The sequence below is a fragment of the Streptomyces sp. Ru73 genome (assembly GCF_002920575.1).
GTDB lineage: Bacteria > Actinomycetota > Actinomycetes > Streptomycetales > Streptomycetaceae > Streptomyces.
Map to the genome: position 1 here is coordinate 1 of NZ_PQSQ01000022.1, position 14924 is coordinate 14924.

Annotated in this window: 14 protein-coding genes; 8 read left to right on the forward strand and 6 right to left on the reverse strand. The window is 72.6% G+C overall.

Annotated features, from left to right (window positions below; translation table 11 throughout):
* A partial coding sequence (locus C3486_RS12950) for an FAD-dependent oxidoreductase (protein ID WP_103832802.1) occupies nucleotides 1–1151 on the forward strand: 1151 nt, incomplete at its 5' end.
* Nucleotides 1152–1335: 184 nt separating this feature from the next.
* On the opposite strand, the gene C3486_RS12955 is transcribed toward C3486_RS12950, so the two are convergent.
* Nucleotides 1336–2829 carry a regulator gene (locus tag C3486_RS12955; RefSeq protein ID WP_103832803.1) on the reverse strand — a complete coding sequence of 498 codons (1494 nt, stop codon included), beginning with the start codon at nucleotides 2827–2829 and terminating at the stop codon, nucleotides 1336–1338.
* Between the two features lie 452 nt (nucleotides 2830–3281).
* On the opposite strand from C3486_RS12955, the gene lipB reads away from it, so the two are divergent.
* The 4 genes from lipB to C3486_RS12975 all read left to right on the forward strand — a co-directional run bounded on the left by lipB (nucleotide 3282) and on the right by C3486_RS12975 (nucleotide 6445).
* Complete coding sequence (lipB, locus tag C3486_RS12960; protein ID WP_103832804.1) at nucleotides 3282–4064, forward strand: lipoyl(octanoyl) transferase LipB; 783 nt, start codon at nucleotides 3282–3284, stop codon at nucleotides 4062–4064.
* 138 nt (nucleotides 4065–4202) lie between these two features.
* Complete coding sequence (lipA, locus tag C3486_RS12965; protein WP_103832805.1) at nucleotides 4203–5153, forward strand: lipoyl synthase; 951 nt, start codon at nucleotides 4203–4205, stop codon at nucleotides 5151–5153.
* Between the two features lie 364 nt (nucleotides 5154–5517).
* Nucleotides 5518–5736: a hypothetical protein gene (locus C3486_RS12970; protein ID WP_103832806.1), complete on the forward strand. Its 219-nt coding sequence runs from the start codon at nucleotides 5518–5520 to the stop codon at nucleotides 5734–5736.
* Nucleotides 5737–5746: 10 nt separating this feature from the next.
* Complete coding sequence (locus C3486_RS12975; RefSeq protein ID WP_103832807.1) at nucleotides 5747–6445, forward strand: DUF4191 domain-containing protein; 699 nt, start codon at nucleotides 5747–5749, stop codon at nucleotides 6443–6445.
* 418 nt (nucleotides 6446–6863) lie between these two features.
* Here C3486_RS12975 and C3486_RS12980 read toward each other — a convergent pair whose 3' ends face one another.
* Nucleotides 6864–7331 carry an RDD family protein gene (locus C3486_RS12980; protein ID WP_103832861.1) on the reverse strand — a complete coding sequence of 156 codons (468 nt, stop codon included), beginning with the start codon at nucleotides 7329–7331 and terminating at the stop codon, nucleotides 6864–6866.
* A 284-nt stretch (nucleotides 7332–7615) separates the two neighbouring features.
* On the opposite strand from C3486_RS12980, the gene glnA reads away from it, so the two are divergent.
* Nucleotides 7616–9025, forward strand: a complete 1410-nt coding sequence (glnA, locus tag C3486_RS12985) for a type I glutamate--ammonia ligase (RefSeq protein ID WP_103832808.1) — start codon at nucleotides 7616–7618, stop codon at nucleotides 9023–9025.
* Between the two features lie 88 nt (nucleotides 9026–9113).
* Here the strand turns inward: glnA and C3486_RS12990 are convergent, their stop codons facing one another.
* On the reverse strand, nucleotides 9114–9878 hold the full coding sequence (locus C3486_RS12990; protein ID WP_103832862.1) for a GNAT family N-acetyltransferase: 765 nt from the start codon (nucleotides 9876–9878) through the stop codon (nucleotides 9114–9116).
* Nucleotides 9879–10387: 509 nt separating this feature from the next.
* Here C3486_RS12990 and C3486_RS12995 point away from each other — a divergent pair.
* Nucleotides 10388–10783: a hypothetical protein gene (locus C3486_RS12995; RefSeq protein ID WP_146074993.1), complete on the forward strand. Its 396-nt coding sequence runs from the start codon at nucleotides 10388–10390 to the stop codon at nucleotides 10781–10783.
* On the forward strand, nucleotides 10783–11052 hold the full coding sequence (locus C3486_RS13000; RefSeq protein ID WP_103832810.1) for a hypothetical protein: 270 nt from the start codon (nucleotides 10783–10785) through the stop codon (nucleotides 11050–11052). The genes C3486_RS12995 and C3486_RS13000 overlap by 1 nt, the downstream gene beginning before the upstream one ends.
* Nucleotides 11053–11112: 60 nt before the next feature.
* Here the strand turns inward: C3486_RS13000 and C3486_RS13005 are convergent, their stop codons facing one another.
* From C3486_RS13005 to C3486_RS13015, 3 genes are all read right to left on the reverse strand, one after another.
* Entirely contained in the window at nucleotides 11113–12978 is a 1866-nt protein-coding gene (locus tag C3486_RS13005) for a choline/carnitine O-acyltransferase (RefSeq protein WP_103832811.1), read from the reverse strand.
* Nucleotides 12975–13853, reverse strand: a complete 879-nt coding sequence (locus C3486_RS13010; protein ID WP_103832812.1) for a class I SAM-dependent methyltransferase — start codon at nucleotides 13851–13853, stop codon at nucleotides 12975–12977. Before C3486_RS13010 ends, C3486_RS13005 begins: the two co-directional genes overlap by 4 nt.
* Before the next feature lie 109 nt (nucleotides 13854–13962).
* Nucleotides 13963–14835, reverse strand: a complete 873-nt coding sequence (locus C3486_RS13015) for an arpA protein (protein WP_103832813.1) — start codon at nucleotides 14833–14835, stop codon at nucleotides 13963–13965.
* Nucleotides 14836–14924: the final 89 nt, after the last annotated feature.

The following is a 14924-nucleotide window of genomic DNA, read 5'->3' on the forward strand; positions in this document are numbered from 1 at the left end:
CCGGCCCCCGCCTGCCGTCACCCGACGGCGACCCGCAGGGCGAGAGCAGGCGCCTCCCCTCGCTCGGCACGTCCCGGCTGCCCTCCCTGGGGCAACTGGGACCGATCCGCTCGCTCGGCACCCTCGCACAGACGGGCCCCCTCGGCACCGCGCGACTGCCGTCCCTCGGCGCGTCCCGGCTTCCCGGCCTCGGGCTCGGTGCCCCGCGGCTCCCCTCGCTCGGCTCCTCCCGGCTCCAGGCTCTGCGCGCGGCCCCCAGCGCGCAGCGGGCCGCGCGAAGCACCCAGGCCCCGGGCCGCGACCAGCCGGTCCATGACGTCCTGTCGCCCCGCGCCGCGGCACTGCGACCGCTGCTGACCGCCCTGCTCGGCGACCCCACGCTGCAGGGCTCCAGCCACGGCGCCGCCCTCGCCCTGGAGGCCTTCGCCACCGGCCGGCTCTGTCTGCCGGCGGGAGGCGCGGCGAGCGTCCCCGAGCTGCTCGCCGCCGCGCTGCCGCCGGGCACCGTGCGCACGTCCGTCCGCGCCGTCTCCGTCTCCACCACGCTCGTCACCACCTCCGATCACCGTCAACTGCGGTGCCGTGCCGCGCTCGTGGCCACCGGAGCGCGCGACGCCGCCGAACTGCTGCCGGGGCTGCGGGTCCCCGACTTCCATCCGGTCACCATGCTGCACCACACCACCGACTCCGCCCTGAGTTATCCACAGGCACAGGACCCGACGCTGTTCCTGCCGACGGAGGGGCCGGTGGCGTACAGCTATCTGGCGAGCGCGGTCGACCCCTCGCGCACCCCGCCCGGCAGGTCGCTGATCACCACGGCCGTGCTCGGTTCCGCCGCCACGCTGCCCGCCGGCACGCTCGACAAGACGGTCCGCCCGCAGCTGGAGCGGCTGTACGGCACGGCCGCCGACGGCTGGCGGCTGCTGGCCTCGCACCATGATCCGTACGCCGTGCCGGCCACGCCGGCGCCGCACGATCCGCTGCGGCCGGTACGCGTACTGGCCGGGCTGTACGTGTGCGGCGACCACCGCGACACCGGCACCGTCCAGGGCGCGCTGCGCTCGGGCCGCCGGGCCGCCCACGCCCTGCTGCAGGACTTCGGGATGGCGCCGCCGGACGACTCGGCGCCCGCCCTCCCCGACGCCGCCTGACGCCCCCCGCCGGCAGGTTCCACGGCGCCACCGGTCAGCAGGCCGCCTGCGGCTCCGAGCACCGGGCCCGCGACCACACGCCCCGCAAGCGGCCCCCGCGCACGAGGGGCCGGAACGGCACCACCACCGCTCCGGCCCCTCACCGGACCGCCGGCTCCGCGCCGGCGCCCTCCCGCCGCTCGCTTCAGCCCAGCGCCGTCACCTTGTCGCGGTAGCCGCGTACGGGGGCGGCGTCCCGGTACGGTTCCAGCCTGCGCTCGAAGTCCCGTACGTACTCATGCACGCGTACGGACCGCATCTCCGCCGCCTGTACGGCTGCCTCGGCGCCCAGCGTGCACGCCTGTTCCAGCTCGCCGAGGCCGAGCCGGGCAGTGGCCAGGACGATGCGGCAGAGCAGCCGGCTGCGGGCGTAGCCGGCGCCGCGGAGCTGCAGCGACCGCTCGGCGTGCTGGGCCGCCGCGCGGTACTGCTGGAGGTCGCGGTGGCAGTGCCCGAACTCGTCAGCGAGCTGCGCCTCGTCGAAGAGCCGTGCCCAGTGCGGCACCTCGTCGCCGGGGCGCGCGGCCTCCAGGGCCCGTTCGGCGCGGGCCAGGGATGCGGTGCAGGCGCGTACCTCGCCCATGACGGCGTGCCCGCGCGCCTCCGCGGTGTGCAGCAGGGCCTGGACCAGGGGCGGCGGGCCGCTGCCGATGCCCTGCTGGGCCACCCGCGCGAGCTGGACGGCCTCCCGGCCGTGGCCCAGGTACACCGCCTGCCGGCTCATGGTGATCAGGACGTAGCTCCCGTAGGCGCGGTCGCCGGCCGCCTGGGCCAGCCGGAGCGCCTGCACGAAGTAGCGCTGCGCGAGCCCGTGCGCGGTGATGTCGTACGAGGTCCAGCCGGCCAGCCGGGTGAGGTCGGCGGTGGCGGAGAACAGCCGCCGTCCGGTGCTCTCGCTGTACGAGCCGCGCAGCATGGGCTCGGCCTCGTGCTCCAGGTAGCGCACCAGCGCCTGGCGGGCGTGGCCGCCGCCGTACGCGTGGTCCAGCGTCCTGAAGAGCTCGGCGACCGAGCGCAGGGCCGCGATGTCGCCGGCGGAGACGCGGTAGCCGTGCGCCGGGTCGGGACGGTCCGCGCGGTCGGGGCGGCGCTGCCGGGGCACCCCGGTACGCAGCTGCGCCGGCACTCGGGGCGGCCCGGTCTCGGGGCCCTGCTCGCCGCGCGCGACCCGTTCGTCGGCGCGCCCGATGAGCCAGTCGCGGCTGGGCACGACCAGGCCCGCCGGGGTGAACGCGATCTTCCGCAGTTCGGCGTGGCTGCCGGAGTCCTTGCGCCACAGGCCGCTGACGATGTCCACCGCCTCGGCGGGCGTCGCGGCGAATTCCAGCCCTGCGTACACGGGTGCGCAGGCGTCCAGACCCAGGTCCTGTGCCGAGAGCCGGCGGCCGAGGCGGCGGGTGAACACCTCGGCGATCAGTGCGGGGGTGGTGCCGCGTGGCTGCTGGCCGCGCAGCCATCTGGTCACCGATGTCTTGTCGTAGCGCAGGTCGAGCCCGTGTTCCAGCCCCAGCTGGTCCACCCGGCGGGCCAGACCGGCATTGGAGAATCCCGCCTCCGCGATGAGCGCGGCGAGTCTGCGGTTGGGTGTGCGTTGCGGCGATCCCTCAAGCTGTGGGCCTGGGTCGGGTCGTTCCGTCATCAGCTCTGCGGTCTCCTGCCTTCCGGGCCGCGCCGTTCGGGCCCGGTCGACACCGTCCGGCGCTTTCGCCCTCCTGGAACGGCGTGAATGTAGCGGCCCAACGAGGAGTTCCGGCCACGTTTCGTCCGCGTTCATCCGATCGTGTGAGCACAGCTCCGCAGGCCGGTACGGCTCGCCTCGCTTCACACCTGGTGTCCGGTCCGCACGGCACGCGTACGCCCTGTCCAGCCGCCCCGTGGACACCCCGGAGGGCGCCGCCCGGCTGCCCGGGCGCACGGCACGGGCCCGCGCCCCGCCCGTCCGTCCGCGCGCCCCGAAGAGCGCCCCGGCACCCGCCCCCGAGGCCCGCCGTCCCCGGCCCCGTACCGTCCCGTAACCGGCCGCCCGCGGGGTTTCCCGGGCACGGCCGTACAGTGGGGGCGGGCGCGAAGGTTGCAATAAGAGGAGCTGCCATGAGTGAGCTGCGCTTTGTCCGGATGGGCTTCGGCGCCGACGCCGTGGAGTACCAGACCGCGTGGCAGGAGCAGCGCCGGGTGCACGCCGCCCGGTTCGCCGACGAGATCCCGGACACCTGTCTGCTGCTGGAGCACCCGCCCGTCTACACGGCGGGCCGGCGGACGAGCGACGACGAGCGCCCCCTGGACGGCACCCCGGTCATCGACGTGGACCGCGGCGGCAAGATCACCTGGCACGGCCCGGGCCAGCTGGTCGGCTATCCGATCCAGAAGCTGCCGCGCCCGGTGGACGTGGTCGCGCACGTGCGCCGCCTCGAAGAGGCGCTGATCCGCACGGCCGCCGAGTTCGGTGTGGAGACCAGCCGTGTCGAGGGCCGCAGCGGCGTGTGGGTGCTGGGCGACCCGGTGGAGCAGCGCGCGGCCCTGGGGGGCCTGAACCTGGACTTCGACCCGCGCGTCAACGACGAGCTGTTCGACCCGCGGCTGAACGGCCCGGAGTACGCCCCGTCCAACGCCGGGCAGCGCCGCGAGGACCGCAAGCTGGCCGCGATCGGCATCCGGGTGGCCAAGGGCGTCACCATGCACGGCTTCGCGCTGAACGTGAACCCGGACAACACCTCGTTCGACAAGATCGTGCCGTGCGGCATCCGGGACGCGGGCGTGACGTCGCTCTCGTACGAGCTGGGCCGCGAGGTCACCATCGACGAGGTGCTGCCGGTCGCCGAGAAGCACCTGCGGGACGTGCTGGAGAACGCCGAGCTCCTGCCGCGCGCCGTCTGACCCGGCCCGCCGGCGGCCGCCACGAGCGGGCCCCGGCGGAATGCAACCCGGCAGCAGCGGGTTGCGCAGCACGTAAAGACGTGCGAATCAACGGGCGTACCCTGGGTACGCCGAAGAAACGAAGCTTAGGGAGCCGGAGTGTCCGCTGTCGCACCCGACGGACGCAAGATGCTGCGCCTGGAGGTCCGGAACAGCCAGACCCCCATCGAGCGCAAGCCCGAGTGGATCAAGACCCGGGCGAAAATGGGCCCCGAGTACAACCACCTGCAGGGCCTGGTGAAGAGCGAGGGCCTGCACACGGTCTGCCAGGAGGCGGGCTGTCCCAACATCTTCGAATGCTGGGAGGACCGCGAGGCGACCTTCCTCATCGGCGGTGACCAGTGCACCCGCCGCTGTGACTTCTGCCAGATCGACACCGGCAAGCCGCAGGAGCTGGACCGCGACGAGCCCCGCCGCGTGGCCGAATCCGTGCAGACCATGGGCCTGCGCTACGCCACGATCACCGGCGTCGCCCGCGACGACCTGGAGGACGGCGGCGCCTGGCTGTACGCCGAGACCGTCCGGCAGATCCACGGCCTGATGCCCGACACGGGCGTGGAGCTGCTGATCCCCGACTTCAACGCGGAGCCGGACCAGCTGGCCGAGGTCTTCTCCTCGCGCCCCGAGGTGCTGGCGCACAACGTGGAGACGGTGCCGCGGATCTTCAAGCGGATCCGTCCCGGCTTCCGTTACGAGCGGTCCCTGAAGGTCATCACCGAGGCCCGCGAGGCCGGCCTGGTGACCAAGTCGAACCTGATCCTCGGCATGGGCGAGACCCGCGAGGAGATCAGCGAGGCGCTGCAGGACCTGCACGACGCGGGCTGCGAGCTGATCACCATCACCCAGTACCTGCGCCCGACGGTGCGGCACCACCCGGTCGACCGCTGGGTGAAGCCGCAGGAGTTCGTCGAGCTCAAGGAGGAGGCGGAGGAGATCGGCTACAAGGGCGTCATGTCCGGGCCGCTGGTCCGCTCCTCGTACCGGGCCGGCCGGCTGTACCAGCAGGCCATGGACAAGCGCGCGGCGGAGGCCCAGCGCCCGGCAGTGTGATCACCGGCAGGGCCCCAGTGCCCTGCGGTGTGATCACCATCGGGAAGCGCCCGCATGGTGGACGGGTGGCCGCCGTGCCACGTGGATCACTGTCGGGCGCCCTCCATCCGCATGATCGTCCGCGGATTCTTTGCCTTCGCAAGCGGCCCTTTCGGGCCCCGGCGATGTGAATCCCGGCACACGCGAAACGGCGCGGTCCGCACTTCTCCCAGGCTGGGGCGGTGCGGGCCGCGCCGGGCTTTCATGGACGTTTGACCGTACGGTCATCCGTTGGTAACACCGTTGCGTGAAGCTTTCCGTGACGATGGATGCACGCACCGCTCACACCCCCGTTGTTCCCACCACCCCGAAGGGGACTACCGCCATGCAGGCCGCGCCCGTCCGCGCCACCGCCGCACTGCCCATCCCGTCCGTCACCGGTGCCCTGCGCGCCATGGAGTCGCTGCTGATGCGCGGCGGCCAGCGCACCGCCCGGCGAAATGCCTGGACCGCCGTCCTCGAGGACCGGCGCCGGGCCGAGGACCGGCGGGCCGCCCAGTACGTACTGGAGGCCGCGGCGACCCGGAGCACCTCGGCCACGTAAACTTCCGTACATGGCGAGGAAGGAAAACGCAGACACCTCTGCGAACCCCGGGCGGCTCAAGCAGATCGCCCTGACCTACAAGATGACCCGTCGGGTCGACTCCAAGGTCGGTCTTGTCGTCGCGGGCGTGGGCATCGTCGTATTCGGCGTTCTCCTTGCCATCGGCTTCCTGATCGGCCACCCCGTTTACCTGGGCATCCTGGGCTTCCTGCTGGCCTTCCTGGCCATGGCGATCATCTTCGGCCGGCGTGCCGAGAAGGCCGCCTTCGGACAGATGGAGGGCCAGCCGGGAGCCGCGGCCGCGGTACTGGAGAACATCGGCCGCGGCTGGTCGGTGACGCCGGCGGTCGCGATGAACCGCAACCAGGACGTCGTGCACCGTGCGGTCGGCAAGGCCGGCATCGTGCTCGTCGGCGAGGGCAACCCGAACCGGCTCCGCGGTCTGCTGGCCGCCGAGAAGAAGCGGATGGCCCGGGTCGTCTCCGACGCGCCCGTCCACGACTTCGTCGTCGGCGACGGCGAGGGCCAGGTACCGCTGAAGAAGCTCCGTACGACGCTGCTGAAGCTGCCGCGCGTACTCCCGGGCTCCCAGGTCACCGTGGTCAACGACCGGCTGCGGGCGCTCGGCGACCTGATGAGCAACATGCCGGTCCCGAAGGGGCCGATGCCCAAGGGCATGCGGATGCCGAAGGGCGGCCGGATGCGCTGACGCCTCCGGCGTCGTACGACCGACACACGCCGAGCGGCCCGGGACCAGCTGGTCCCGGGCCGCTCGGCGTTCGGGTACGTAGGGCTGCCGGGCCGCTGCCACGGGCTCGTGGTGCGCGCGCCGGGCCCCGTACGCGTCGCGGAAGCGACCGTAGGCGTACGCGCGCGCCGACCGGGCGGGCCACTCGCCGTACGGCTGCGGGGCCGCGCCCCGGGCTCACGTGCGCTGCCGGAAACGGCCGTACGTGCACGCGCCGGCCGACCGGGGCGGGACACTCTCCGTACGGGACAGGCCGCCGCCCCGGACTCGTATGCGCTGCCCGGGGACGGCCGTACGTACACGTGCATGGCGGCCGGGCGGGCCGCCGCGGGCCTTGCGTTCGCGCGCCCGGGGGGCGCGCGCGTTCAGGGGCGGCGGCTCAGATGCGTACCTGGACCGAGCGGGCCAGGCGGTCGTGGAGGCCGCGGCCGTCGCGGTCCCAGATCGCGGCGGGGATGACGATCATCAGCGCGATCGTGCGGACCAGTACGCGGGGCAGCGAGAGCCGGCCGCCGCCCTCGGCGACGACCCGGAGGCCCAGCAGCCGCTTCCCGGGCGTGAAGCCGACCGTGCCGACGGTGAGCAGGCTCAGCACGAGGAAGACCAGCAGGGCCCAGTTGCTCGCCGCGTTCGCCCGGCCGCCGCTGAGCAGCCCGTATGCGATGATCATGCAGAGGGCCCAGTCGACGAGGAGGGCCACGATCCGGCGGCCCGGCCGGGCGACGGAGCCGGGGCCGTGCTCCGGCAGTCCCAGCTGCTGGCCCCGGTAGCCGAAGTCGACGCCCATGTCCTCGGCCGCCGCGCGGGGCCCGGAGAGCCACGATCCCATTGCTTGCCTGTTGTCCACCCGTCCACGGTACTGCGAACGCATACATTTCCCGCGGGCCGGGGCACCCCGAAGCGGGGTGCGGGGACCGCCCCTCCGTACGGCGTAACGCGGCGGTACCGGCCTGCGGCCGGGCCGGTAAGGCCGGTCACGGCCACCGCGCGCCGGTTAACCTGAGCGAAACAAATGGGTCATGCTCGGGAAATCCCGCCTGCCTAAGGTCGGGCGAGCGCGCCACCGCACATGGTCGCGATCCGAGGAGCAACCCCGAGCCGCCGACCGGTGACCGGGCTAGGAGGAGTTGGATGTTCCAGAACGCCGACGAGGCCAAGAAGTTCATCGCGGACGAGGACGTCAAGTTCGTCGACGTCCGGTTCTGCGACCTGCCCGGTGTGATGCAGCACTTCACGGTGCCCGCGGAGGCGTTCGACCCGGCCGAGGAGCTCGCCTTCGACGGCTCCTCGATCCGCGGCTTCCAGGCCATCCACGAGTCCGACATGGCGCTGCGCGCGGACCTCTCCACGGCCCGCGTCGACCCGTTCCGCCGGGACAAGACCCTCAACGTCAACTTCTTCATCCACGACCCGATCACCGGTGAGCAGTACAGCCGTGACCCGCGGAACGTGGCGAAGAAGGCCGAGGCCTACCTCGCCTCCACCGGCATCGCCGACACCGCGTTCTTCGGCCCCGAGGCCGAGTTCTACGTCTTCGACTCGGTCCGCTTCGAGACCTCCGCCAACCGCTCGGTCTACGAGATCGACTCCGAGGCGGGCGCCTGGAACACCGGCGCGATCGAGAACAACCGCGGTTACAAGGTCCGCTACAAGGGCGGCTACTTCCCGGCCCCGCCGGTCGACCACTTCGCCGACCTGCGCGCCGAGATCTCCCTGGAGCTGGACCGGGCCGGCCTGAAGGTCGAGCGCCAGCACCACGAGGTCGGCACCGCCGGCCAGGCCGAGATCAACTACAAGTTCAACACGCTGCTCGCCGCGGCCGACGACCTGATGCTCTTCAAGTACATCGTGAAGAACGTCGCCTGGCGCAACGGCAAGACCGCGACCTTCATGCCCAAGCCGATCTTCGGTGACAACGGCTCCGGCATGCACGTCCACCAGTCCCTGTGGCAGGGCGGCGAGCCGCTCTTCTACGACGAGCAGGGCTACGCGGGCCTCTCGGACACCGCCCGCTACTACATCGGCGGCATCCTCAAGCACGCCCCGTCGCTGCTGGCCTTCACCAACCCGACGGTGAACTCCTACCACCGCCTGGTGCCCGGCTTCGAGGCCCCGGTCAACATGGTGTACTCGCAGCGCAACCGCTCCGCCGCGATGCGCATCCCGATCACCGGCTCGAACCCGAAGGCCAAGCGCGTCGAGTTCCGTGCGCCCGACCCGTCCTCCAACCCGTACCTGGCGTTCTCCGCGCTGCTGCTCGCGGGCCTGGACGGCGTCAAGAACAAGATCGAGCCGGCCGAGCCGATCGACAAGGACCTCTACGAGCTGGCTCCCGAGGAGCACGCCAACGTCCAGCAGGTGCCGACCTCCCTCCCGGCCGTCCTCGACGCCCTGGAGCAGGACAACGAGTACCTCCAGCAGGGCGGCGTCTTCACCTCGGACCTGATCGAGACCTGGATCGACTACAAGCGCACCAACGAGATCGCCCCGATCCAGCTCCGCCCGCACCCGCACGAGTTCGAGCTGTACTTCGACATCTAAGAGCACCCCTCCCGCAGTATCAGGGAGTACGAGGGCCGTCACCCCGCAGTCGGGGGTGACGGCCCTCGGGCGTTTTCGGGCGCCGTGCTCAGGGGGTGATGAGGCGGCCCGAGACGCAGGGGTCCTCGTTGCGGTAGCCGAGGCGGTCGTAGAGGCGTTCGGCGGGGGTGTTGTCGGCGAGCTGCCAGAGGGTGCAGAAGCCGTGGCGGCGTACGGCGTGCCGGGTGAGCCAGGAGGTGAGGGCCGCGCCGAGGCCCTGGCCGCGGAGGGCCGCGTCGGTGGCGACCGAGGCCATCAGCGGGGCGCCGCTGTCGCGGAGGCTGCTCAGGGCGCCGCAGGCGATCAGTCGGCCGTCCTCCGGGTCCCGGATGCCGGCCCACAGGCTGACGCCCTCGGCGCCGGGGCCGGTGGAGTGGGCCGGGCTGTGGGTGTTGAGGAAGGCGAGCAGCTCGTCGTGGTGGGACTCGTCGAGGGCGGTCACCCGGTCCTCGCCGCGCTGGACGGGCGGCTCCGCCAGCGTCCAGCGGAAGATCCACTCGACGACGTCGGCGACCGGCAGGTGGCGGCCGACCAGGGTCTCGGTGCCGCGCGGCCCGGTGAACTCCCGTACCCGGTCGGGCCGGGTCAGGGCCGCGCGCAGCACGAGCCCGGCCGCCGCGTCCGGTTCGCCGACGCTCCACACGTGGCCGCGGGTGTCGTCGAGCCAGGCGACGGCACCGTCGCCGGTCCAGCCGGTCCGGCCGGCCGGGCGCTGCCGCGCGGCGCCGAAGCGCAGCAGGGCGGAGCCGGTACGGCGCTCCAGGCCCTGGGTGAACAGGTCGGCGGCTCGGGGAGCAAGAGTCGTTGCCTGCATCGCTCTCAGGAAGGTCGTCGGGAAGTCCAGCACTACGACATTCCGGACATGCCGCTGCCACGGCCGGAAGGTCTGGGGTAAGGGGGTTTCCCGGCAGCGGCGCGCACGCGCGCGCCCGGCAGACCGGGACGGCCCACTGTGACACACCGCCCCGGGGCCGGGGCAAATCCGGCGCCGCAGCACATTCGTGAGCGCTACAACAAAGTGGGCCGCCACCCCGCGACAGACAGGTACCGGTCCGGCCGAACCCCTGCACTTTGGCGCGCTGGTGGGGTAGGAACTTGGTGCCGTCACGCCTGCTCGGGGCGGGGCGGACGAGCAGGCTTCGAAGCAGGGGGACGCGCGTGGCGACTTCGCAGCAGCCCCACGACCCGGTCGTCACCGGGCGCGTGGGAGCACCGGCAGACGCGGTGGGCGGCACGGACGGGGCCGCCCCCGACGTCGGGGACGGGTCCGCGGGGCGCACCGCCGCGGCCGCTCCGTCGCCGTGGGCGGTCGTGGGGCCGAAAATGCTGCACTGGCTGTTCTTCGGCGTCGGATTCGGCGTACTGCCGATCGGCCTCGGTTACGTCATGAATTCGTTCACCCACCGGGGGGTCAGCCTGTCGGAAATCCTCAGCCGGGGCGAGCTGCTGATCGTGACCACCAGCCTTGCCGCCGCGGCTGCCGGGCAGATCATCACTCGGTCCGGCTCGGGCCTGCGAAACATCGTCGGGTTCCTGGCGTTCTCGAATATCGCCATGGCGTGCGTGACCGCGGGTCTCTTCGCCTTCGTCACCTCGGCCCCGCAGATGAGCCAGAAGCTGGACGAGGGGTCCGTGACCGGATCGTCACTGGTGCTCTTCTTCGCGACCTTCGTCACCGCCGGCGCGAGCACCTTCATCGCAGAATGGGAGCAGGCGTGATGTGGGCACTCATTCCTGAGATCGCGGCCGGACTCGGCGCGGGCATCAGTGCCGTGGCCACGTCCCTCGCCTTTCGGGTGTGGCGCGGAAAGCGGAAGGACCACCCCACCGTCGTGCTGACCCGGCAGAGCGGCGACGTGCGCATCACCGTTTCCGGAGCCGATGCGGAGCAGGTCCGCCGGGCACTGGCGAGTCTGGACGGGGAGAGCGGGACAGGCTCCGCACAGGCGAACGGAGACGGCTCGCAGGCCGGGGCACGCCAGGAATAGCGGACCGGTCGGTACGGCCGCCGCTCCGGGCCGGGGCGGCGGCCGTGCCGACGCGTGAGGTCAGGAGCCTTCCGTGGCCAGCAGTGCGCGGAGCTCGCCGACCACCGTGCGCAGGTGGGCGGCGAAGGCGTCCATCTGGTCGGCGACCGGGCGCGGGGTGCTCAGGTAGAGGTTGAAGCGGTCGGGCAGCAGCACGTACGCGACGCCGATGCAGCGGCTGCTGGTGGAGCCGAAGCCGAAGTACTGGATGTGCTCCGACGGGGCCGAGCTGGTGCTCAGGTAGTCGTCACGCATGATCAGCCAGCCCGGGGAGCGGTAGAGGGCGGGCTGTTCGGTGATGCCGAGCTCCGCGCCGCGGCGGCGCTGGATGAGCTCCAGCTCCCACAGGTGCTGCTCGGGCGCGTCGCCCGCCTGGCACTCCTTGGCGCGGGTGACGTGCGCGGTGGCGGCCGCGCGGAAGGCGGCGCGGCGGGTCTCCGCGTCGGCCGACGGGTCCTCCATCGCGGCCACGAACGCCTGGATCTCCGGGGTGACGACGCGCATGGCCTCGGTGCGGCCGCGCCGCCACTGCCGGGTGGCGATCGACTCGTACGTGGCGCCCAGCCGGCCCTTGGCGCGCTGGTGGGCGAGCTGGTACGCGAGCTGCACGAAGGCGTCGGGCGAGACCCGCAGCGCCTTGGCGGCCGTCGACCCGAAGTCGTCGAAGGAGACGGTCCGGGTCGCGGTGTCCGCGCCGTACTGGGCGAACGCCTCGGCGGCGGCGCGGATGCGGGCCTGGAGGGCGTCGTCCAGCTGGAAGCGGAGCGGGGCGATCTGCGGGCGGCCCTGGGAGCGCGCGCCGGAGAGCCGGGAGTGCTCCTCGGCCGGGGTGCCGAGGAGGGTGTCGACGAAGCTGAGGATGGTCGTGCCGTCCAGGCCGCAGTGCTCGACGTTGATGCCGGCCCGGCCGTCGGCGAAGACCACGAAGGTCACCGCCTTGTCGAACCAGCGGTTGCCGCGGTCACCGTAGAGCAGTTCGTCGCAGGTCTCCTGGGTGCCGGCCGGCGCGAAGTCCTCCAGCGCCACGCAGAAGAGGGCGGTCTCGATGTCGTCGAGGGCCGCCGCGTTGGCCGGGTGGTGGTCCCGCAGGGTCTCGCGGGTGGCCGCCCACTCGGCGCGCGCCATGGTGGTGAGGTGGCCGACGGAGGTGCCCGGCGCCGCCGGTTCCGTGCCGGCCTTCATGACGGCGGCCAGCCCCGCCTCCAGGTCGGCCAGTGCGTACGGGGTGCCGTCCTCGCCCAGGACGTCCATCCGGTACATCGCGCCCCGGAAGAACACCACGACGTGGCGCGCGTCGGAGGGGCCCGGCCACTCCTCGGAGTAGGGGTGGCGGACCGTGTCCTGCTGCGCGCCGGGGATGCGGGTGGTGGAGAAGAGGTACTTGTTCTGCTCCATGGTCTGCGGCGCGCCGCGCAGCACGACCGGCGGGATCTCCTCCCGGTCCAGCCGCCGCTTGTACGCGACGGCCGCGGCGGTCAGCCCGGCGGCCCGCGCCACCTGGGCCTCCCCGGTGTCCTGGAAGAGGAAGAAGAAGTTGGCGTTGAGGGCGATGCGGTCCCGGCGGCCGAGGTAGCGGTACGGCCAGAAGGTGTCGAGCCAGCTGTGCACGCCGGGGGTGGCGTCGTACGCCTCCAGCGCCGCCTGGAGCACCGGGCCCGGCCCGTCCGGGGCGCTGAAGGCGGCCGTCTCCGCCTCGGTCGCCGCCCGCTCCTCGGGCGTGAGCAGCGGCCCGCACCAGTCGAGGAACCGTGCGCAGCTGTCCGCCAGGCTGGGCAGCGGCACCCGCGGCAGGGTGTCCTCGTGGGCGAAGGTGGCGGCGGTGCCGGGAGCTTGGGCCGACGGTGCGGTGGCCGTGGGTGCGGTGGCCGTGGACCTGCTGACGTTCAAAGCTGCTCTCGATTCGGGTCGTGATCGGGGGACGTGGTGCGTCCTGCTGACCTGGTGCGTGCTGCCGGGCCGTACGGCCGGGAGACGTAGAGCTGTGCGTAGAGCCAGCCTTCCGCTTCCAGCCCGGTGGCATCCACTCCGGCCGCCGCCATCGTGTCCAGGACGAGCGTCTGTTCCTCGGGGGAGGCGAACCGCCGCTGCTTGAACACGCCGTCGGCGCGGACGGTCTCGTATCCCAGTCCGGCGAGCGCGCGCTCGACCGGCTCGAACGGGAACATCCGCAGCACGAAGTGGGCCATCCAGGGCCGGTGGCCGCCCTGCGCGCGGACGACGCGGGTGAGGGTGCGTTCGGTGACGTAGCCGATGCAGCCGGTGGAGAACACCAGGTCGGCGCCGGCCAGCCGGGCGCGCTGCTCCGGCGTGGGGTCGTCGTTCTCCAGGTCGGCGTGGACGGTGTCGTCGAGGAAGCCGGCCTGCCGTGCGTACGAGAGGGCGTTGGCCGAGGCGTCGAGGCCGACGACGCGGGTGGGGTGCGCGGGCCGGCGGGCGCGGGACAGCTCGCGGTCCCGGGCCAGCAGCTCCTCGCGGGAGAGCGCCGCTGGCCCGTCGCCGCCGTAGCGCGCGTACAGCTCGTCCATGCTCACGTCGTACTTCAGCAGGGCGGCGTTGATGCCGTACGAGCAGCCGATGTCGACGACCTTGGGCACCACCACGCGGTGCTCCTCGCGGTACTCCTTGAGGAGCTTGGCGAAGTACGGCTTGGCGAGCTGCGGTACGCAGTAGTCCAGCGTGCGCAGCACGGTGAAGTACGCGCGCGGGTCGGGCTGCGTGTAGATGTGGTCGAGCGAGACTTTTCCGGTCGTGTCGAAGCGCACGGGGTTGCTCCTCCGTGGATCGCGAGATGGGAAAACGTCCTGCGAGGCTCTGCGGTCCTCCTCCGGCGCCGCGGGGCGCCCCGTCGTGGAGAGGATGCCCGGCGGCGGCTCAGTCCAGCAGCCGGTCGCCCCGCACGGCGCGCTTCTCCGCGGCCGCGAGGTGCTCGGGGAGCACCCGGCCGAAGAGCTGGCGGGTGCGGGCCACGCTGCCGACGACGCCGGGGCGCTCGCTGTACGCGAAGATCGCCGAGTGCCGGGCCGTGCCGCCGGCCACGGGGCTGACGCGGTGCAGCGAGTAGCGCCCCATGAAGAGCTGGAGGTCGCCGGTGTGCAGCGGGAGGCGGCGGACCAGCCGCTCGCCCCGCCCTTGGAGGACGTCCCGCACGTCGTCGAAGCGCTCGTCCTCGGCCGAGCGGATGCCGGGGCAGTACTCGAACGTGCCGCCGGATTCGGCCTCTTGGGTGAGCATGCTGACGGTGAACTCGTTGGTGTCGAAGTGCCAGGGGTGCTCACGTCCCGGCTCGACGACGTTCAGGACGAGGCCGGCGAGCGGGTCGGCGAGTTCGTGGAGTGCGGGGAGGCCGAAGCAGCGGGCGACGAAGGAGCGGAACGCCTCGTGGGTGTAGAGCTGGCTGATGAGGGCATTCCGCGGGATGCGGTCCCGGGCGACGAAGGCGTTGCCCCGCTCGAAGGGGATGCGGCCCGGGTGGTCGGCGGGCAGCGTGTCGTCCACCGCGATGTTGTAGACGTTGACCGTCTCGACGTCGTAGTGCGCCCGCGGGGCGAGCGCGGCGCATTCCTGGCGCAGCAGGTCGCGCAGCTCCGGGCGTACGAAGTCCGGCAGTACGGTGCAGCCGCGTTCGGCCAGGTCCCGGCGGGCGCGGGCGACCACGGCCCGGCTCTCGGCGCCGGCCGGTTCCGTCAGGGGGTAGCGGGTCGTGTCGACCACCTGGTCGAGCGTCAGGGCTTCCAGGGTGCTCATGCGATCCTCTCCACGCGCGGGCGGACGCCCCAACTCTACGGAGGAGTAACGAAGTTGCCAGAGGACGTCGGCACTTTGCGGCTGTGACA